Source organism: Corynebacterium matruchotii (genome assembly GCF_011612265.2).
In the GTDB taxonomy this organism is placed as follows: domain Bacteria; phylum Actinomycetota; class Actinomycetes; order Mycobacteriales; family Mycobacteriaceae; genus Corynebacterium; species Corynebacterium matruchotii.
The window spans coordinates 1,794,023-1,812,445 of record NZ_CP050134.2 but is presented as its reverse complement, the minus strand read 5'-3'; the positions used below and the strand labels follow the sequence as shown (position 1 = coordinate 1,812,445).

Below are 18,423 nucleotides of genomic sequence, written 5' to 3'. Positions count from 1 at the left end.
ATTAGCCACCAAGTCGCTTCAATGCCTCCCGCTGGCTCAGCCGCGACAACTCGTGCGTGGCAACAAACCCCCGCACCCAATCAGCATCGGTTTTGCTATATTCCCGGAGTGCCCACCCGATCGCCTTATTGATATAAAACTCCGTGCTGCCCACATTATTGACAATAATCCGCGCCAATAAGTCCGCATCCGTCGACGCTTTTCGACGCAACTGGTGAATAATCGCCACCCGCCGCAACCACAGATTATCCGCCACCGACCAGTCAAGCATCTGCTGCGCCGTAGCAACCTGCCCAATGGTCTTCGCCAACGCATCCACGGTATCCCACCACGATTTTTGCTGCACAAACCCGCCCAACCACTCCACGTCGGTGCTACTGAGCTGGGACACCTTTGCCCACAACACGTCAGCCCCCACATACTGGAATTCCCGCTCGGGCTCTGCCCACAAATCCGGTACCACCTGCGGGCCGTGCGCGGTAATAAAGCTTTTCGACGCGCGCCGCCGGTCAGGAGTCTTCACCCCCAAAAACTCAAACTTCCCCCGCATATAAGCTTTCTGACCAGCGGCAACCTCGGGATCGGCATACCGCTCCAATTCGGAACGCAGCGTAATTATGCCTGCCCCTCAAACAAATCAGTGACCGAACCATTCTCGAAAATCTCATGAATGGTCTTCGCCAAAAGCGGGGCAATCGACAACACCGTCAAATTATCCCAACCCTCAGTATCCTGCGGCAACGTGTCCGTCGTGATGACCTCCTTGGCCCCACACTGCGACAACCGTTCCCGCGCCGGGCCGGAAAACACCCCATGCGTGCAGGCAATAATCACATCCTCGGCGCCAGCATCCCGCAGCACACCCACCGCGCCCGCGATGGTGCCGCCCGTATCAATCATGTCATCCAACAACACCGCGGTCTTCCCCGCAACATCACCCACCACGCGGTTCGCCACCACCTGGTTAGCGACCTCGGTCGACCGGGTCTTATGCACAAACGCCAAGGGGGAATCACCCAAAATATTCGCCCACTTCTCGGCCACCTTCACCCGGCCGGCATCGGGGGAAACCACCACCATGTTCTCCAGCGAATAATTGGCCTTAATATAATCCGTCAGAATCGGCATGGCATGCATGTGATCCACCGGGCCATCAAAAAAGCCCTGGATTTGGTCGGTGTGCAAATCCACCGACACAATCCGATCCGCCCCGGCGGCCTTCAACAGGTCGGCAATCAACCGGGCGGAAATCGGCTCCCGCCCCCGGTGCTTCTTATCCTGCCGGGCATACGGGTAAAACGGCAAAATAGCGGTGATGTGCTTTGCGGAACCCCGCTTCAGCGCATCAATCATAATGAGTTGCTCCATCAACCACTTATTCAGCGGCTGGGTGTGGGATTGGATGACGAAAGCATCACTACCACGGACGGATTGTTCGAATCGGACAAAGATTTCACCATTGGCAAAATCCCGGGCAACCGTTGGTACCAGTTCGACACCAAGCTCCCGGGAAACCGCTTTGCCAAGCTCAGGGTGGGCGCGACCAGAGAACAACATGAGATGCTTCTTAGTGTTGCTCCACTTACTGTCAGTCATATATACCTTCCGTGATGGGATCGGGCTGTACGAGAAAAATTCTACTGCTATTACCCCCACCCATTGGTATTCATGGCAATAATTCACGCCCCAAAATACCCCAAAATGGAGGAAAACTATTGGTTCTTTAACGCCTCCTCCGCGGCCAACGCGGCCGGCGTACCGGGACGTTTCGCCTGCACCCACCCCTCAATATTGCGCTGCCGCCCACCAGAGATCGCCAACGCCCCGGGCGGCACATCCTCCCGAATCACGGTACCCGCGCCGGAATAAGCCCCGTCACCAACCGTCACGGGGGCAATAAACATGGTGTCCGAGCCGGTGCGCACATGTGACCCCACCGTGGTGTGGTGTTTATTCACCCCGTCATAATTCACAAACACGCTCGACGCCCCAATGTTGGATTCCTCACCCACCGTGGCATCACCAATATAGGTCAAATGCGGCACCTTTGAACCGGCCCCAATCTGGGCGTTCTTCGCCTCCACGAAACCACCCAACTTGCCCCGCTCACCCAACACCGTACCCGGGCGGATAAACGTGAACGGGCCCACCGTGGCCCGCGGCCCAATCTCCGAATCACTCCCGTGGGTGCGCACCACCTGGGCGCCTTCCCCCACAACCATGTTCGTCAATGTGGTATCCGGGCCAATCACCGCATTATCGGCAATCACCGTCGAACCATGCAGCTGCGTATTCGGGTGAATAATCACATCCTGACCCACCCGAACATTCACATCAATCCACGTGGTGGCCGGATCAATGATCGTCGCCCCATCCACCATGGCGGCCTCCACCGTGCGATGATTCAACTCCCGGGCGGCCTCCGCCAACTGCACTCGATCATTCACCCCGGCAATCTCCTGGGCGTCAGCAATTCGGAACCCCCGCACCGGATGCCCACTGCTTCGAGCAATCGACAACACATCCGTCAAATACAACTCCCCCTGGGCATTATTAGCGTCAAGCTGCCCCAATGCCTGACGCAACACATCGGCGTCAAACGCAAACACGCCCGAATTCACCTCGGTGATCGCCAACGTTTTCTCATCCGCATCCTTCTGCTCCACAATGGCCACAACCTCACCCTCCCGGTTGCGAACAATCCGACCATAGCCGGTAGGGTCGGCAACATTCGAAGTCAGCACGGTCACCGCGGTAGGCACGGACGTGTGGGCGTCGACAAGCCCCTGCAAAGTAGCAGGCCGCAAGAGCGGCACATCCGCATACGTCACCACAATCGTGCCGGAAAAATCCGCCAACTGATTCATGGCGCACTGCATGGCATGACCCGTACCGTTCTGCTCCTCCTGAATGGCCGTACTCACCGGCACCGGCAGCTCCTTGGCAACCTCAGTCACCGCCGGCCCCACCTGCTCCCGACGATGCCCAATGACCGCCACAATCTGCTGGGGGGTAATTCCTGCCGCCGAATGCAACGAGTGCGATAATAAACTGCGACCCCCAATAACATGCAGAGTTTTCTGGAGATGAGATTTCATGCGAGTTCCCGCCCCAGCGGCCAACACCACAACAGCAATCGGTTGTGTACTCAATGGGTGCTCCTTGAAAAAATAGACTAAAACAAACACGCTCAACAGACACGCTCCCCCAAGTTTAAGGGCAGGGGGAATTATTAGCAGGAATTCAGCCAACCAATAGTCAAAACCAAAGGAAACCCACATGAATCGTCGTCACTTCCTCGCCCTGTGTGCTGCTCTGGGGCTCACCGCCTGCGCACCCAAAACCAGCAACCCCGACGGCCCGACAAGCAACGAACCCGTTATCCCCCGCGGTTGGGATGGGGAACCCAGGCCCCTGCCCATACCGCCGCTTCTCGACGGCGACGAAACCGACGGCCGCTACTACTACAAACTCACCGCCCAAACCGGCGAAACCGAAATCCTCCCCGGAATCAAAACCGCCACCTGGGGGTTCAACGGCGCCATGCTCGGACCCACCATCCACGCATCAAGAAACCACCCGGTAGACCTCGAATTCACCAGCGAACTCCCCGAAACCACCGCCGTCCACTGCCACGGGCTCCTCCTCCCCGCCAACATGGACGGCGGCCCCCACTCCACCATCGAACCCGGTGCCACCTGGACCTCCTCCTTCACCGTCAACCAGCCGGCACTCACCGCCTGGTATCACCCCCACCCCCACGGTAAAACCGGGGTGCAGGCCTACCGTGGGCTAGCCGGCATGATTATCATCGACGACGACGTGGAACAGGCACTCGACATCCCCCACGACTATGGGGTCGACGACATTCCCATCGTCATCATGGATGCTAACTTCACCGACGACGGCCAGCTGGACGAAACTTTCGACCCCAACCTTGGTCTCCAAGGGGCGGTGCCCCACGTGAACGGCATCACTAACCCGGAATTCACCGCCACCAAACCCCGGGCTCGCTTTCGGCTGCTCAACGGTTCGAACATGCGCTTTCATAACCTCGGATTTGACGACGGTCGGGAATTCCAGGTGATCGCCACCGACTCCGGCCTGCTCGACAGACCCCGCAAGGTCACCAGCGTGCGGCTGGGCCCGGGGGAGCGCGCAGAAATCGTCGCCGACGTGACCGGCACCATGAAACTCCGCAGCCTCGGCTACGCCGATAACCTGGGGGTGCCCCAAGATGAATACTCCCTCGACTTCAAGCTTCAGGAACAAGTAGACCTGCTCACCATCCGCGGGCCGGTTCCGGGGAACGCGCCGGGAACCATCCAACGGGCCGACCAGGGGGAAGACGTCACCGTCAACGTGGCCGCCCCCGACGTGCTCGACCCCGCGGCCGCGGCCCCCATCAAAACCGCAACAATCGAACGTAAATTCGAACTCAATACGTTCCAGATCAATGGGAAAAGCATGGACATGAACCGGGTCGATGTGGTGATCGACCATTCGGACCCGGAAACCTGGATTGTGACCAACGGCAACTCCGACTGGATCCACAACTTCCACATCCACAACTGCGCGTTCAAGGTGCTGGAGGTCTCCGACACGAACATACAATTTGACGCCTACGGGTGGAAAGACACGGTCACAATCCCGCCCGGGGTGACGGTGAAGCTGGGCGTACTGTTCGGCCAATACCGGAATAACCACTACCCCTACATGTATCACTGCCACATGCTGTTCCACGAGGACAAAGGCATGATGGGCCAGTACATGATGGTGGAGCCAGGCGAGGAACCCGACCTGCAAACCGACTACACCGCCCATGGCGGGCACGGCGGGCATTCGGATGATACAGGCAGCGTTGATAGTACGGAATCGAGCACGGAAGGTGAATCACAATATGAGTAACGATGGTTTCAGCGGTGCAGGTGCGGCAGGGGATGGCACGTGCGGTGGGGCTGCGGGGTTGGGCGGTTCCGCACAAGGTGGGGAGGCTGATGCCGCGAGCGGCGCCAGTGCCGTGAACAGTGTTGCGTTGGTCACCGGGGTGTCGCGCCGGGGTGGCATTGGGTTTGCGATTGCCCGCCGGCTGGCGGAGGCCGGCTTTGACCTGGTTATTCAGCATTGGGTGCCGCACGATGCGGACCAGCCGTGGGGGAGTGACGACATAGACCTAGTGGTTTCCGAGCTTCGTTCCTGCCTGGCGCCGGGCCGCAGGTTGGTGCATGTGAGCGCGGACTTTTCCCAGCCGGACGCGCCGGAGGCGGTGGTGGACGCTGGGATGCGGGAGTTTGGGCACGTGGATGTGCTGGTTGCCAACCATGCGATGTCTGGTTCCGACGGATCGTTGGACTCGATAACCGTGGCAGATTTAGACCACCACTGGGCTGTGAACACACGTTCGAGTATCATGTTGGCTGCGGCGGTGGCGCAGGTGCGGGACCCGAGGGTTCCCGGCCGGATTGTGTTTATGACTTCCGGGCAGGATTTGGGGCCGCTGCCGGGCGAGATCGCGTATGGCGCATCGAAGGCCGCGCTGGCGAGCATCACAAAGACGATTGCGTACGAGCTGGCTCCGCGCGGGTTTACGGTGAATTGTGTGAACCCGGGGCCGGTGGATTCGGATTCGTATGTGACCGACGGCATGCGGGAGGCGCTTGTGCCCCTGTTCCCGTTCGGCCGATGGGGTTTGCCTGATGATGCGGCGCGTTTGGTTGCGTGGCTGGTGTCCGAGGACGGCCGGTGGGTGACCGGACAGGTGATTCATTCCGAGGGTGGGTTTATGCGCTAGGTTTGTGCGGAGTGCTGAGGTGCGTTGGGGTTGTTGGTGTGCTTGAGTTTCGCTTTTCGACGTGCTTCTTGGTAGGAGGGTAAAGCGCTGAGATTCAGGCAAGGGGGAGTGTGTTTTGTGGGGGTGTGTTTCGGTTCGGGAAGAAGCATTTTAGGGCTGCATACCATCTACATGATGAATGTCACATCTTTAATATTTTTGGGGTGACGGTATGGGGTGAATGAAACCTGGTTGATGTGGGGATCTTCATACATAAGAAGTCTGATGCTTATTGATAATGATATAGCAAATAATGAGCAATGTATGAGTGCCCCGAGAGTTTTATGTAGTTATTTCCTGATGGGAAGCTAGTAACCGCGTCAAGGTTGGTTTTAGCCGGCAATGGTGGGTGATGGGCCTGCTATCTTACTTCGTAATATTCTTTGAAACTTTGGTTGAATGACCTGTCCTTGGAGGCTCGTGATGCTGTGCCGGCAGATTGTTGTGGTGTGGTGCCCTAGATTTTCTTGTGGTTTCACCAGTATGGGTGTTCGAAGGCTTTCGGAGTAAAACGCCCCATCCTTGCTTGTTGTAGCGCATCTTCTTCTTTATCTTTTCTTTCCTTATTATTCTTCTTTTGTTTTTATAAAGGTTGTTGTTATGCCTGTTTTGCCTTTGAAGCCGTTTCTTGCTTATAAGCAGAATGAGTTTCGGATTGGTGGGAATCCGGCTAAGGAAGAACAATTAAGGAAAGGTTGAGGTGAATATTTATGTTTGACTATGTTTTCCCGCAAGAGCTCGAAGATGCAATTGATGCTGCCACTGCTAAGTTTGGGCCCATAGAATGCGCTAAAAAATTTTTGTTTTACTTCATGGCTGAAAGTGGTGTGCACGATGGCGAAGTATGGGATTGCCTAGCGGAACTTTCGGAATCCTCCTATAGCGATCCCCAATATATAGCGAAAGTTGAGCAACTAACCGATAAATATAGTGAAGATGCTTACTCGGATGAAAGGCGCGAACCAGCAGAGATTACGCTGGTAGTAAACATTTCTGTTATGGAGGGCATTTATGATGGGTTAAAAGCACCCATTGAAGAGTTTCCCTATAATGCCTGTTGTGATGCGGTAAATAACGATTGGGATTTCGATAGGATAACTGAAAGTATTAAAAAATTATAAATCATCAAGCATGAAGCCTACTCAGTTGCTGGGGGAATGGGGTTCGGCTGGTGGTTGGTAGAACATTATTTTTCGTATCGCGTTGATTGCCTGGATGGTTGTGGGTTGGGGGAGCCTGCTAGGGGTGGATAGTATCCGCCATACTTTCAGGTGGGTTATGGATCGTTTGACCACATAGCGGATAGCGTTGATACCCTTGTTGAATTGTTTTTGCCATTCTAACAGGGGTTTCCCGGGTCTTCTTTTGAAAGGCATGCGCACCCTAAACCCACATATCCTTTATCCGCAGCGTGATGCCGGGGTTGCATGTGGCCGAATAAACCGGTGTTTCTTATGAGCTGTGATGTCGTGGGTTGATCCTGGTGATGGTTCGGAAATATAAAAGATCTGGCCTGCCTGGTCTGTTAAAACTTGCAGGTTATGCCCTGCCCTGTGGTGTTTCTTGCTGCACAAAGTTTCTAGTGTTTTTTCACCACCAGCATGGTACGAGCGTGCCGTCTAACACGTATAGCCGTTGGGACATAAGGTCTTTCGGCCTTGGCGGTGGCGGTAACACTATGTCAAGGATATTGAGTACGTTATTGATCGCCCTGGAGATAGTGGGTTGGGACGTGCCAAAGATACTGGCTAATGTTTGTTGCCTTAGGTTTTCTTGCAGGTAGAGCATGGTGATTTGCACACTGGTGAACACTCCGAGGCTTGGTGGGTGGTTGTGGTATCTCTGATGTGGTGATGATGTTTGTTAGGGTTGAGGAGATTATCCGTGGTGAGTGTGTAAGTCATCAGCGGTGCGGGGTCGATAGGGTATTTTGTTTTTGTTCACACTTACTATAAGTACACTACCGGCCTCGTTTTCCTATGTTTTCGGGGGTGATCGTTCACCAGGGTGGTGGGGGTCGTAATTTCAAACGCCTGAATAAGCTTCTAGGGGAGCCATGACATATTCAATATATAATTTTTTGCGAAATACCAAGGAAAAAACCAAGTCCTTGGATCAAATGGCCTCGTATATTCACCACAACACCAACATGAAGGTCTATCTCTTCCTTACTTTGGAAAACTATGCCGAATTCGAGGCGATACAAGAGCATCATCACGGTCGCATCGTATGGGCTGTCAATGCCGCTGGCACAGGCCCCTTTGAGGCTCTGGACCCTTATTCGTTTGACGGGCTTGTGGAATTCGATGGAAAAGATGTTGACATTGATCCTGGTGGCGCGTTCTACTCCACAGATATTTCGTTTGATGGTTTAGCCATCATGGCTGATACGGTTGATTTCCCCGAGAAAGCCAAGGAAGTTTTAGTCCCAGATGCTGCTGATTTCCCGGAATCTTTCGATGATTATTTACTTATGATTCAGGAACAGGATGATGATCCAGATCCCATTGAGGCTAAGGTACTAGCAGCTGGCGCGTTATTGGTCTATTCGCTAAATATTTCTGACACCGTGCAAGGTGAAACCCCGGGAGAGTTGTTTCTTTCAGAAAGCGTGTGCATTGGTGACGCACGTGGGGAAGCGTTAATGTACCAATTCTTCGACCCCAATGATGCTGACCGATAACTACCAGCAATGAACACATCTCAGTAGCCTCTTTAGCCTGTCAAGCGTCAGGTTTTGTGGACACTTGTAGGCAGAAAAAATTATGGTGCTTTATACAAACAGCTACCGGCTCATGCTGGCACCTCCATTCGGCTTCTGCCTCGGCTGGGGTGCGGCAGTCAAGCCTCGGACATGTAGGCGCCTAGTGTTAAACCACTTACTCGTACCCCGTGGTTGCTGCTTCTACCTCGGCTAGGTCTTTTCATGGGTGATCTGTGTTATAGATGAGCTCTGCTTTGTACTAATAAGTATTAGTGCTTCCACCAGGGCATTATCACAAGGAATGCTCCTTTAGATCCTTATAGATGCCACCACGCATACTCATCTAAACGAATGGTGTAGACAACACTTATGGATGCTGCACACCCCGGCCTGAATGGTGCACCATACCTGTCATATCATCACCAACACGTTTTTCGGTGAAATAACACCCGTATTCAACGCATCTACCATTAGCTTGGAATATAAGCGTGTGAGAGTGTGCCACCCTGTAATCTCATTCTTGAAAGAATATCCGTAATGCAACCACCCGGCAGGTGGTTTTTACATACATAGAAGCTTATTCAGCAGCTGGGAAAATCCATCTACGCCAACAGGTGGAAATTCAGAAAGAACATGCTATCTAGCTTGGTCTTCCTTACTTACAGAGACTAGTCATGTTTGGGGATGCTGAATAAGCTTCATAATATTCAGCTATCTATAACTGGTTCGGATATCCGGCTATAAAGTATCGGTTTCACTAGGTCAGTTGGGCGCATGGTTTCTGCTTTTGGCCTGGTCGTTCGTGGAGTCTTCCCGCAGGTTTACACCCTTTTGGACTCTAGTTTTTCGCATCAGCCAAATTAACGTTGTGCCTCACAATACGAAATCCTTCACGCAAAATGTTGGTGGTAGATTTTCCTTATGCCTCTAGACACCCTTGGTTATGGTGGTGGATATGGGTGATTTCTTGTTCCAGCTTGTTATCACGCATTTGCCTGGCTGAAAAAAGGGGGGGTGGATGGTTTTGTGTGTGGGTAGTAGGTTGATGGAGCAGCCTGCACTGCTGTGTCTTTTAACGCTGTACATGTTCGGTCGAATACCGTGTTCATCCTTGATAATGGTTGATGAATTTAACCCTAGAAGCTAAAGGGTAGTGTAACCCTGCTGCGAAAAAGCCGACGCCTTCTTTGAAAATGGTGTTAGTTTGGCGGAGTTGTGATGATCTCTCGCCCGGGTTGCCCGGATTCTGTTTAGCATCACTGACCTGTGGTTACGTGTTTATGCGTTGGTGTTTTTCAGTCTTGCTTTTACTTAAAGGGTCGGTGATGTGTGGTGATTAATACCGAGTTGGCTAGTGATCTGAGTTGATGGTGCCTGGTTTAGTTGACGGGGTTTTTACGGGCTTCGATCACCATGTGGGTAGCTTATTCACACAAGCTATTTTAGGCTAAAGGGGTTGGAGGCATGATCAAAGCCTCTTTTTCTTTGAATGGTTCTGGTGTAAAGGGAGAATCTACCACCAGTGTCCACAGCAAATCCCACACACCGCACAACGCTAGAGGAACTACCACCATACCCCGAGGAAGACTACCCTTCCTGTATCCCCTGTGTCTTGCCTTCGATCCAAAAGTGCTATGATTTGATAGTTTTCAACTAAAGAATTATTCAAGGTAGTGATGGTGATGGCTAAAGATATATTTCAGCGGGTTGCTGATGAAGCCCGTCCGCCTGCGGTGTTGGGGCGGTATCCAGGGATACCTGATTATTTTCCTGAGGTGCTTTTGAATGATTTAGTAGAGTCTGGTGCGTGGCTTGACCTGGAACTCAAAAGGCCATTTTTAGCGTTATGGGTGAATGATGAAAGTTTCGATGATCCTGATTTAGATGACCCTATTGAGATTCTTACCAATTCAGACGCACGCAAATTCGCAGCCATGGACCCGGTAGTTGACCTAGAATCGCTGCGGGGAATGAAGGTAAAACTTGTTTACGATGATTAGCACATCCCTGGGTTGTGTGTGATAGTTAACGAACTACTCCCTGTTAGTGAGACCATGGATAATGAGTAACTAACAGGGGGTTATTGCTATGTTGATTAACTCATTAGACGACGCCCGCAGGGCCGTAGCCGCATCAGAGAGTTTGAATCTTTGTATGGCTGACCTTGATAAGTGGGGGTTTGAGTCCCCAACACAGTTTCTTGTAGTGGCGATTCCTGCCCAGGCTGAACCAGAATTGAACAGTCTTGTGGATAAAAGCGACGGTGAAGTATATGGCGCTTTTATCGCAAATTATGAGGTATTTAACCAATTCGGCCGTGATGGTATGCGGGTGGTAGAAAGCGCACCCGGCCGAGGCCAGAAAGCATTCCTGTATGAGTGGTCACGCACAATGCTGGAAACGTTGTCGCCCTACCCAGAAGAAGACTAGCCTCCCTACGCTGGCACCCCACCCCCGCCAATGAATCCTGGCCAGGCAGTCCATCCCAAATGCTCGTTAGTGCAGCATGTTATAAACGTTTGGCTACCCTGTAGGCATGGATATTCAACAATTGCGCGATGCGTTAACGCAGTCGGACTCATCGGTCCGACTCAAGGCGGTGCTAGCCGCCGGCACTCACCCTGATGATGCCGCACTGGATGTGCTGGTCGCGCAATGTTCCCATGAGCCGGACTTTTATGTTCGGGACATGCTCACGTGGGCTATCACCCGGTTGCCCCGCGACATCACCATCCCTACAGTGCGGGCGGAACTCGCCTCACCGATCCCACAGGCACGCAGCCAAGCACTCCACACCCTGTCGAAAATTCGGGTTCCCGAAGCCTGGCCGTGGATCTTCCCCCACATGTTGCGCGATGACGACGACGAGGTGGTCCGGGTCGCATGGCGGCTGGCCGTTGCCATCGTTCCCGAAGGTTCCGAACCCGAACTGGCAGATGTCCTCGTCAGCCAATTCGATAGGGGAAACATGGAAGTGAAAACCAGCCTGGCCCGGGCCCTCGCCAGCCTTGCCGCCTGGTACACCCCGGCCCTGGACCTGGTGGATGCGGCAACCCGGTCCGGTGACCTGGGGGTTCGAATCCACGCCACGGCAACCCGGGCAATCATCCATGACCCCGAAATAGGGTTTGCTGGGGTATTTGCCGAGGCAAAACGCTCCCTGGGTGGTTAGGTGGTGTATTTTTAGGTGGATTAGGAGGATTGTGCATGAATACTAATAAGAACAGCAAACTGTTAACCACCGACCTGACCACCGATTTAAACGAATTCATTGATGCGCTAGAGCATGCATTTGCGAGCGAAGGACATCCCGACACGGAGGTGTCCATTGGCCGGGTGGAGCGGAGCAAACGCCACCCTGACGGCACCTACTCCATTGATTTCCTCATAAACCTGAATAATGGCCCGGTGATTCCCCAGGACGAATACCTGGTGCCGGGCGCCCCACGCCTGTCCGAAGAAATGGCCCGTCGGGTGTGCGCCCAGGTTGGTCTCGCGGTGAAGAACGTGATCGAAATCAGAATACGGCACCAAATAACCCTCGTGGCCATTGTGGGCACCTCCCAATAACCAACCGAATAGAGAAATGCCCACCTGCCGTGAGGTGGGCGTCGTAAAGCAAGACAAGCAAAAGCAAAACCCGCCAGCCGAAGCTGACGGGAACCGCTGGCCTACCAGGACTCGAACCTAGAATGGCGGTACCAAAAACCGCTGTGTTGCCAATTACACCATAGGCCATTACCGCGTGATGCGATGATGAATATCATACACGAAAAACCACCCAAAAAATCAAATCGCTAAATTTGCGGGGTACCACGTAGTCTAAAAGCATGGTACGGCAACGCATGACCGGAAAACAGCGGCGAGAACAACTCATTGCCATTGGGCGCAGCCTCTTTGCAGAACGTGGTTTCGAAGGCACCAGTGTGGAAGAAATAGCCATGCGAGCAGGGGTTTCCAAACCTGTTGTGTATGAACACTTTGGTGGCAAAGAGGGCCTGTATGCGGTGGTGATCGACCGCGAAATGACCCGCCTGGAGCACACCATTACCGAGGCGCTCCGCACCGGAAGATCCCGCGCCCGCGTCGAGCAAGCCGTCATCGCGCTGCTCACATATGTGGAGGACGAAACCGACGGTTTTCAAATACTGGTCCGCGACACCCAACCCGGCGTGGGTCGCGGCTACTCCACCCTGCTTAACGACGCCGTAGCTCAGGTCTCTCATCTTCTCGGGCACGCCTTCACCCGCTCCGGCCTCGACCCCGACACCGCCATACTGTATGGTCAGGCCCTTGTCGGCATGGTGTCCATGACCGCCCAATGGTGGCTCGACCAACGCGAAAACGACGATGCCTTCAGCAAGGAAACCGTGGCCGCCCACATTGTGAATTTGTGTTGGAAAGGCCTGGGCGGCATGGAGAAAAACCCCCGCCTCACCAGCATTGATGCCCCGCCGCTTCGGCTCGGATCCGACAAACCCCCACAGCCCAACGCCGGCGCCGCTGATGCCGCAAGCCCCACCAGCGCTAACCCCGAAGCCACCAGCCCCACCAGCACCAACAACACCACCAAGTAGGAGCATCAACCAACCGTGAGCACCCAGCCTGCCGCCCCAACCGCAGCCACCACCCCAGCCATGCTTTCCGGACTGCTGAAAACCGCCGCCACCGACCCCAAGCTCAAAGGACTCATCAGCCACGTCGGTGACCCCACCCTGAGCATCGCCACCATCGACCAAGCCCGACCCTGGGCCATTGGCGCCCTGGCCCACCACACTCCCCTCCTGGTGGTCACCGCCACCGGCCGCGAAGCCGAAGACCTCACCGCCGAACTCAAAGCCATGTGGGGAGACCAGGTTGCCTGGTTCCCAGCCTGGGAAACCCTGCCCCACGAACGACTCTCACCCGCCGCCGACGTGGCCGGCACCCGCGCGAAAATCCTCCACAACCTCGCAAACCTGCGTATCGTGGTGACCGCCGCCCGGGGCGTGTGCCAACCCATACTCGAAACCAACCCCGGCCGCGACCCACTCACCCTCACTGTCGGCCACGACTACGACTTCACCGACCTCACCCACCACCTGGTGTTCAAAGCCTACAAACACGTTGACCTCGTGGCCCGGCGCGGCGAATTCGCCACCCGCGGCGGCATCATCGACATATTCCCCACCACCGGCGAGCACCCCATCCGGGCCGAATTCTGGGGCGACGAACTCACCGACCTGCGGGCGTTTAGCGTCGCCGACCAGCGGGCCTTCCCCGACCTGGACTATCCCGCCGTGGACGTCTACCCGGCGCGGGAACTGCTCATCACCGACGACGTGGCCGGCCGCGCCGCCGAACTTGCGGTGGCCCACCGGGAAAACCCCACTTTGCAGGAGCTTTTGACCAAGGTTGCCGACCGGATTCCCGCTGACGGCATGGAGGCTCTCATCCCGGTGCTGGCTGACCTGACGGCTACTCCCATGCGCACCCTGCCGGAACTCATGCCGGCGGGAACCCACGTGGTGGCGGTGCACCCGGAGAAAATCCGCACCCGGATCGCGGATTTGCAGGCCACGGATGCGGAGTTTTTGGCCGCCGGGTGGGAGGCAGCCGCCATGGGGGCTGCGGGACCGGTGGATTCCCGAGACCTGGACCTGTCGGCATCCTCGTACCGCTCCTACGATTCGCTGGTGGTGGGGGCGACGAAGGCCGGCCAGTCGTGGTGGTCGGTCACCCCGCCGGGTATGGGTGGGGAGGATGCGCTGCCGCTGGAGTTCGAGCCTGGCCCCACGCCCCGGGGGGATCTTTCCCAGATCGGGGAAATGATGTCGCTGCTGTTGGCGCACACCATGGCCGGCGGCCGGGCGGCGTTTATCGCCCCCGCCCCGGGTGCGATAAAACGCATGGTCGACCGGTTTCGGGAGCAGGGCATTGCGGCGGCGGTGGCGCAGCCCGGCGCCGAGCCGCAACCCGGTGAGGTGACTTTGTATCAGGCGCTCAGCCACGCGGGGTTGGTGTTTCCGAAGGTACGGAAACTGCCGGGGGCGGAGGCGTTGCCGCTGGTGGTGGTGACGGAAACGGATGTGACCGGTAACCGGGTGGGGGATATTGCCGGGGCGAAGCGTCGGCAGGCCCGCCGGCGGCACCGGGTGGACCCGCTGGCGTTGAAGAGCGGGGACTATGTGGTGCACGAAACCCATGGTATTGGCCGGTTTGTGCGCATGACGGAGCGCACGATCACGATGGGGGAGGAAACCTCCCGGCGGGAATATATTGTGTTGGAGTATGCGCCGACCCGCCGCGGCCAACCCGCCGATCAATTATATGTTCCTATGGATAGTTTGGATTTGCTGTCCCGCTATGTGGGTGGGGAGAAGCCCACCCTGTCGAAGATGGGTGGTTCGGATTGGAAGAACACCAAGAAGAAGGCTCGGGCGGCGGTGCGGGAGATCGCCAGCGAGCTGGTGGAGCTGTATGCGAAGCGGGCGACCGCCCCCGGCCACGCATTTGCCCCGGATTCGCCGTGGCAGCAGGAGTTGGAGGATAATTTTCCGTTCGTGGAAACCGAGGACCAGATGGCGGCGATTGCGGCGGTGAAACAGGACATGGAGCAGCCGGTGCCCATGGACCGGGTGATCGTGGGGGATGTGGGCTACGGCAAAACCGAGGTGGCGGTGCGGGCCGCGTTCAAGGCGGTGCAGGACGGCAAGCAGGTGGCGGTGTTGGTGCCCACCACATTATTGGCGCAGCAGCATTTAGCAACGTTCGCTGAGCGGATGGCGGGTTTCCCGGTAACGATTAAGGGATTGTCGCGGTTCACGTCGGCGTCGGATGCGAAGGAGATCCTGTCCGGGCTGCGGGACGGGTCGGTGGATATTGTGATCGGCACGCACCGGCTGTTGCAGACCGGGGTGCAGTGGAAACAGTTGGGCCTGGTGGTGGTGGATGAGGAGCAACGGTTCGGGGTGGAGCACAAGGAGCACATTAAGGCCATGCGGTCGCATGTGGATGTGCTCACCATGTCGGCGACGCCGATTCCCCGCACGTTGGAAATGTCGATGGCGGGTATTCGGGAAATGTCAACGATTTTGACGCCCCCGGAGGACCGGCACCCCATTTTGACGTATGTGGGGGCGCAGGAGGAGAAGCAGATTGCTGCCGCTATTCGACGCGAATTGTTGCGGGACGGCCAGGTGTTCTTTGTGCACAATAAGGTGTCGGATATTGAGAAGAAGGCCCGCGAGCTGCGGAACCTGGTGCCGGAGGCCCGGATTGTGGTGGCACACGGCCAAATGAGTGAGGAAGTGTTGGAGCGCACGGTCCAGGGGTTTTGGGATCGGGAATACGATGTGCTGGTGTGCACCACCATTGTGGAAACCGGCCTGGATATCGCTAACGCTAACACCCTGATTGTGGAGAACGCGCACCACATGGGCCTGTCGCAGCTCCACCAGCTGCGGGGTCGGGTGGGCCGCTCCCGGTCGCGGGGCTACGCGTACTTCCTGTACCCGAAGGGGACCACCCTGACCGAAACGTCGTACGACCGCCTGGCCACGATTGCGCAAAATAATGATTTAGGTGCGGGCATGGCGGTGGCCATGAAGGACTTGGAGATGCGGGGCGCGGGCAACGTGCTGGGTGCGCAACAGTCCGGGCACATTGCTGGCGTGGGGTTTGACCTGTACGTGCGGCTGGTGGGGGAGGCGGTGGCCACCTATCGGGCGCTTGCCGACGGCAAACCGGTGGACGGAACCGATCAATCCCCGAAAGAAATCCGCATTGACCTACCGGTCGACGCCCACATCCCGGAGTCCTATATTAATGCGGAGCGGCTCCGCCTGGAGGTGTACCAGAAACTGGCGGCCAGCACCTCAGAGACGGACATTCGGCTCATCGTTGAGGAAATGGAGGACCGCTACGGCCCCATACCCCAGGAAGCCAGCCGGCTCTTGGCGGTGGCCCGGCTGCGGCACCTGGCCCGCCAGGCGGGGATCACCGACATTGGGGTGCAGGGGAATCGGATCAAAATCCACCCGGTGGAATTATTAGACTCCCAACAGGTGCGGCTGAAGCGACTCTTCCCCGGGGCCACCTACCGGGCGGTGGCGAAAGCCATCCAGGTGTCTATCCCCAAGGCGGGAACCACCGTCACCGACCCGAAACTGCGGGACGTGGACCTCATCCAATGGGTGGCGGACTTCCTGTCCGCCATGTTCAACCTGGACAAGGTCGATGTTCGCGGCGGCCACATTGGGGAAGAAAAACCCGCAGTGGGCGGCCGGTCCGTGGTGAGTTTCCTAGAGGGTGATCGTCCCCGACGCTAACCCCCACGCGGCAATGATCGCCCCAACCAGGATGACAACCACCACACCCCACTCATACATGGTGAAGATCCGCCGCCCCAGGTGGTGGCGGTACCACACATACGGGATGATGCTGGGGAAGGTCGCTAACGCCCCCAACAGCACATACTTTGGGTCGGCCGCATACACCAGCCACAGGGAGTACACAAAAGCGATCAGCCCGATAATGAGGTGCCGCCGATTATTGGCCTTATCCTGCGGAACGCCGTCGTCAAGCTCGGCGGTGTTGAACCCCCGGCCCCGTACCACCAGCAGTATCAAGTACAGGGCCGAGAAAATATAGGGGGATAAATACAGCATCGTGGCCAGCTGCACCATTGACGTGTATGCGGTCTCATTCACATAGAAAACCACAATCCACACCTGGATGAGGACCGTGCAGATCAGCTGCGCCATCCAGGGGGAACCCGCCGCATTAATCACCCCAATCCGACGCGGCAGCAACCCGTCGAACGCCATCATGACCAGCGGCTCCGCGCACAACATCTGCCACGACACGTACGCCCCCAGCATGGACAGGCACAACCCAACCGAGATCAGCGCCCCACCCCAGGGGCCCACCACCGCTTCCAGCACCGCGGCCAGGGAGTTATCCGGCAGCGCTGCCAACTCTTCCTGGCTCAACACACCATAGCTGAGCGTAGACACCGTAACTAGCAGCAGCAACACCGTGGTGAACCCCAACACCGTGGCCCGGCCCACATCCGACCGGGTTTGCGCCTGCTTCGAATACACGGACGCCCCCTCGATACCGATAAACGCCCACACCGTGAACAGCATGATGCCCTGCACCTGTTCCATCACCGACAAACCGCTGGACTCGCCCCAAAAGTCCATGGTAAACGTGTCGATATTAAACCCTAGGAACGCCACTAACACCACAAATGCGAGAATCGGCACCAGCTTCGCCACCGTCGTGATCGCATTCATGATCTTGGCCTGCTTGATTCCCCTGGTGAGCACCCCGAAAATAATCCACGTCAACGCCGACACCGCCAGCGCCTGCGCCCACCGGTGCTGCTCCGTGTCAAAAATGGGCAGGTAATGCCCCAACGTGGAGAAAAACAGGGTGGCGTACCCCACCTGGGCGATGATCGACCCCAACCAGTAGCCGAAGCCGGCGATAAACCCAATGTAGTCACCCAACCCGGCCCGCACATACGCATACACCCCGGAATCAAGATGCGGTTTGCGGTACGCCAAAATCTGGAACACAAACGCAATGGACAACATGCCCACCCCGGCAATGAACCAACCAATAAACATGGCGCCCGGCCCGGCCGCAGACGCAATATTCTGGGGCAGGGCAAAAATCCCGGAGCCAATGGTGGAACCAATAATAATGCCCACCAGGGTCCAGACCCGCACAGTGTGTTGACGCTGCGCACCTGCCGAATCTGTCGAATCTGCCGTCGGGGGTGGGGGAGTGGAGTTAGCCGTCACCGCATTAACCCTAATGTACGGTCAGTCACAAGTCTATTCACACTTGACGGCCCGCCCGGGAAACCGGAATCATGGCCGTGAGCTTGGGGTACTATGCG

At 56.4% G+C, this 18,423-nt stretch carries 15 protein-coding genes, 1 tRNA gene and 1 pseudogene; 10 read left to right on the top strand and 7 right to left on the bottom strand.

Features of this window, described 5'->3' with window-relative positions; genetic code table 11:
- Position 1: 1 nt before the first annotated feature.
- The 3 genes from HBA49_RS08095 to glmU all read right to left on the bottom strand — a co-directional run bounded on the left by HBA49_RS08095 (position 2) and on the right by glmU (position 3,152).
- Positions 2 to 598: a DNA alkylation repair protein gene (locus HBA49_RS08095; protein ID WP_005527018.1), complete on the bottom strand. Its 597-nt coding sequence runs from the start codon at positions 596 to 598 to the stop codon at positions 2 to 4.
- Between the two features lie 17 nt (positions 599 to 615).
- Positions 616 to 1,596 (bottom strand): ribose-phosphate diphosphokinase, encoded by a 981-nt coding sequence (locus HBA49_RS08090; protein ID WP_040432262.1) that lies wholly within the window; start codon positions 1,594 to 1,596, stop codon positions 616 to 618.
- A gap of 116 nt (positions 1,597 to 1,712) precedes the next feature.
- A complete protein-coding gene (glmU, locus tag HBA49_RS08085) occupies positions 1,713 to 3,152 on the bottom strand; it encodes a bifunctional UDP-N-acetylglucosamine diphosphorylase/glucosamine-1-phosphate N-acetyltransferase GlmU (protein WP_040432347.1) in 1,440 nt (479 codons plus the stop codon).
- A gap of 127 nt (positions 3,153 to 3,279) precedes the next feature.
- Here glmU and HBA49_RS08080 point away from each other — a divergent pair, with 127 nt between their 5' ends.
- The 3 genes from HBA49_RS08080 (at position 3,280) to HBA49_RS08070 (ending at position 6,951) form a co-directional block, all read left to right on the top strand.
- Positions 3,280 to 4,908: a multicopper oxidase family protein gene (locus HBA49_RS08080; RefSeq protein WP_005527409.1), complete on the top strand. Its 1,629-nt coding sequence runs from the start codon at positions 3,280 to 3,282 to the stop codon at positions 4,906 to 4,908.
- A complete protein-coding gene (locus tag HBA49_RS08075; protein WP_005527164.1) occupies positions 4,901 to 5,791 on the top strand; it encodes an SDR family oxidoreductase in 891 nt (296 codons plus the stop codon). The genes HBA49_RS08080 and HBA49_RS08075 overlap by 8 nt, the downstream gene beginning before the upstream one ends.
- A 749-nt stretch (positions 5,792 to 6,540) precedes the next feature.
- Entirely contained in the window at positions 6,541 to 6,951 is a 411-nt protein-coding gene (locus HBA49_RS08070; RefSeq protein WP_005526951.1) for a hypothetical protein, read from the top strand.
- Positions 6,952 to 6,972: 21 nt separating this feature from the next.
- Here HBA49_RS08070 and HBA49_RS13245 read toward each other — a convergent pair.
- Positions 6,973 to 7,404: pseudogene (locus HBA49_RS13245) on the bottom strand (transposase family protein).
- 16 nt (positions 7,405 to 7,420) lie between these two features.
- Positions 7,421 to 7,618, bottom strand: a complete 198-nt coding sequence (locus HBA49_RS13005) for a transposase family protein (RefSeq protein ID WP_225866001.1) — start codon at positions 7,616 to 7,618, stop codon at positions 7,421 to 7,423.
- A gap of 268 nt (positions 7,619 to 7,886) precedes the next feature.
- On the opposite strand from HBA49_RS13005, the gene HBA49_RS08060 reads away from it, so the two are divergent.
- The 5 genes from HBA49_RS08060 (at position 7,887) to HBA49_RS08040 (ending at position 12,104) form a co-directional block, all read left to right on the top strand.
- Complete coding sequence (locus tag HBA49_RS08060; protein WP_005527316.1) at positions 7,887 to 8,513, top strand: hypothetical protein; 627 nt, start codon at positions 7,887 to 7,889, stop codon at positions 8,511 to 8,513.
- 1,703 nt (positions 8,514 to 10,216) lie between these two features.
- Complete coding sequence (locus HBA49_RS08055; protein WP_005526997.1) at positions 10,217 to 10,534, top strand: hypothetical protein; 318 nt, start codon at positions 10,217 to 10,219, stop codon at positions 10,532 to 10,534.
- Positions 10,535 to 10,688: 154 nt separating this feature from the next.
- Positions 10,689 to 10,964 carry a hypothetical protein gene (locus HBA49_RS08050; protein WP_005527001.1) on the top strand — a complete coding sequence of 92 codons (276 nt, stop codon included), beginning with the start codon at positions 10,689 to 10,691 and terminating at the stop codon, positions 10,962 to 10,964.
- 106 nt (positions 10,965 to 11,070) lie between these two features.
- Positions 11,071 to 11,706 (top strand): HEAT repeat domain-containing protein, encoded by a 636-nt coding sequence (locus tag HBA49_RS08045; RefSeq protein ID WP_005527509.1) that lies wholly within the window; start codon positions 11,071 to 11,073, stop codon positions 11,704 to 11,706.
- A gap of 35 nt (positions 11,707 to 11,741) precedes the next feature.
- Positions 11,742 to 12,104, top strand: a complete 363-nt coding sequence (locus HBA49_RS08040) for a hypothetical protein (RefSeq protein WP_005523599.1) — start codon at positions 11,742 to 11,744, stop codon at positions 12,102 to 12,104.
- Between the two features lie 96 nt (positions 12,105 to 12,200).
- Here HBA49_RS08040 and HBA49_RS08035 read toward each other — a convergent pair.
- Positions 12,201 to 12,272 (bottom strand) — tRNA-Gln (locus HBA49_RS08035).
- A 92-nt stretch (positions 12,273 to 12,364) separates the two neighbouring features.
- Here HBA49_RS08035 and HBA49_RS08030 point away from each other — a divergent pair.
- Together HBA49_RS08030 and mfd are read left to right on the top strand one after the other, a co-directional pair.
- Positions 12,365 to 13,111 carry a TetR/AcrR family transcriptional regulator gene (locus HBA49_RS08030; protein ID WP_005527516.1) on the top strand — a complete coding sequence of 249 codons (747 nt, stop codon included), beginning with the start codon at positions 12,365 to 12,367 and terminating at the stop codon, positions 13,109 to 13,111.
- A gap of 60 nt (positions 13,112 to 13,171) precedes the next feature.
- Positions 13,172 to 16,843: a transcription-repair coupling factor gene (mfd, locus tag HBA49_RS08025; RefSeq protein ID WP_151505515.1), complete on the top strand. Its 3,672-nt coding sequence runs from the start codon at positions 13,172 to 13,174 to the stop codon at positions 16,841 to 16,843.
- On the opposite strand, the gene HBA49_RS08020 is transcribed toward mfd, so the two are convergent.
- Positions 16,817 to 18,325, bottom strand: a complete 1,509-nt coding sequence (locus HBA49_RS08020; protein ID WP_005527350.1) for an amino acid permease — start codon at positions 18,323 to 18,325, stop codon at positions 16,817 to 16,819. The two genes, mfd and HBA49_RS08020, sit on opposite strands and share 27 nt — an antisense overlap.
- Positions 18,326 to 18,423: the final 98 nt, after the last annotated feature.

Coding starts and splice junctions, on each gene's coding strand:
- HBA49_RS08090 (WP_040432262.1), bottom strand. CDS start 1,596: ATGACTGACAGTAAGTGGAGCAACACTAAGAAGCATCTCATGTTGTTC.
- HBA49_RS08040 (WP_005523599.1), top strand. CDS start 11,742: ATGAATACTAATAAGAACAGCAAACTGTTAACCACCGACCTGACCACC.
- HBA49_RS08070 (WP_005526951.1), top strand. CDS start 6,541: ATGTTTGACTATGTTTTCCCGCAAGAGCTCGAAGATGCAATTGATGCT.
- HBA49_RS08080 (WP_005527409.1), top strand. CDS start 3,280: ATGAATCGTCGTCACTTCCTCGCCCTGTGTGCTGCTCTGGGGCTCACC.
- HBA49_RS08055 (WP_005526997.1), top strand. CDS start 10,217: ATGGCTAAAGATATATTTCAGCGGGTTGCTGATGAAGCCCGTCCGCCT.
- HBA49_RS13005 (WP_225866001.1), bottom strand. CDS start 7,618: ATGCTCTACCTGCAAGAAAACCTAAGGCAACAAACATTAGCCAGTATC.
- HBA49_RS08045 (WP_005527509.1), top strand. CDS start 11,071: ATGGATATTCAACAATTGCGCGATGCGTTAACGCAGTCGGACTCATCG.
- HBA49_RS08030 (WP_005527516.1), top strand. CDS start 12,365: ATGGTACGGCAACGCATGACCGGAAAACAGCGGCGAGAACAACTCATT.
- HBA49_RS08075 (WP_005527164.1), top strand. CDS start 4,901: ATGAGTAACGATGGTTTCAGCGGTGCAGGTGCGGCAGGGGATGGCACG.
- HBA49_RS08060 (WP_005527316.1), top strand. CDS start 7,887: ATGACATATTCAATATATAATTTTTTGCGAAATACCAAGGAAAAAACC.
- HBA49_RS08050 (WP_005527001.1), top strand. CDS start 10,689: ATGGCTGACCTTGATAAGTGGGGGTTTGAGTCCCCAACACAGTTTCTT.
- mfd (WP_151505515.1), top strand. CDS start 13,172: ATGCTTTCCGGACTGCTGAAAACCGCCGCCACCGACCCCAAGCTCAAA.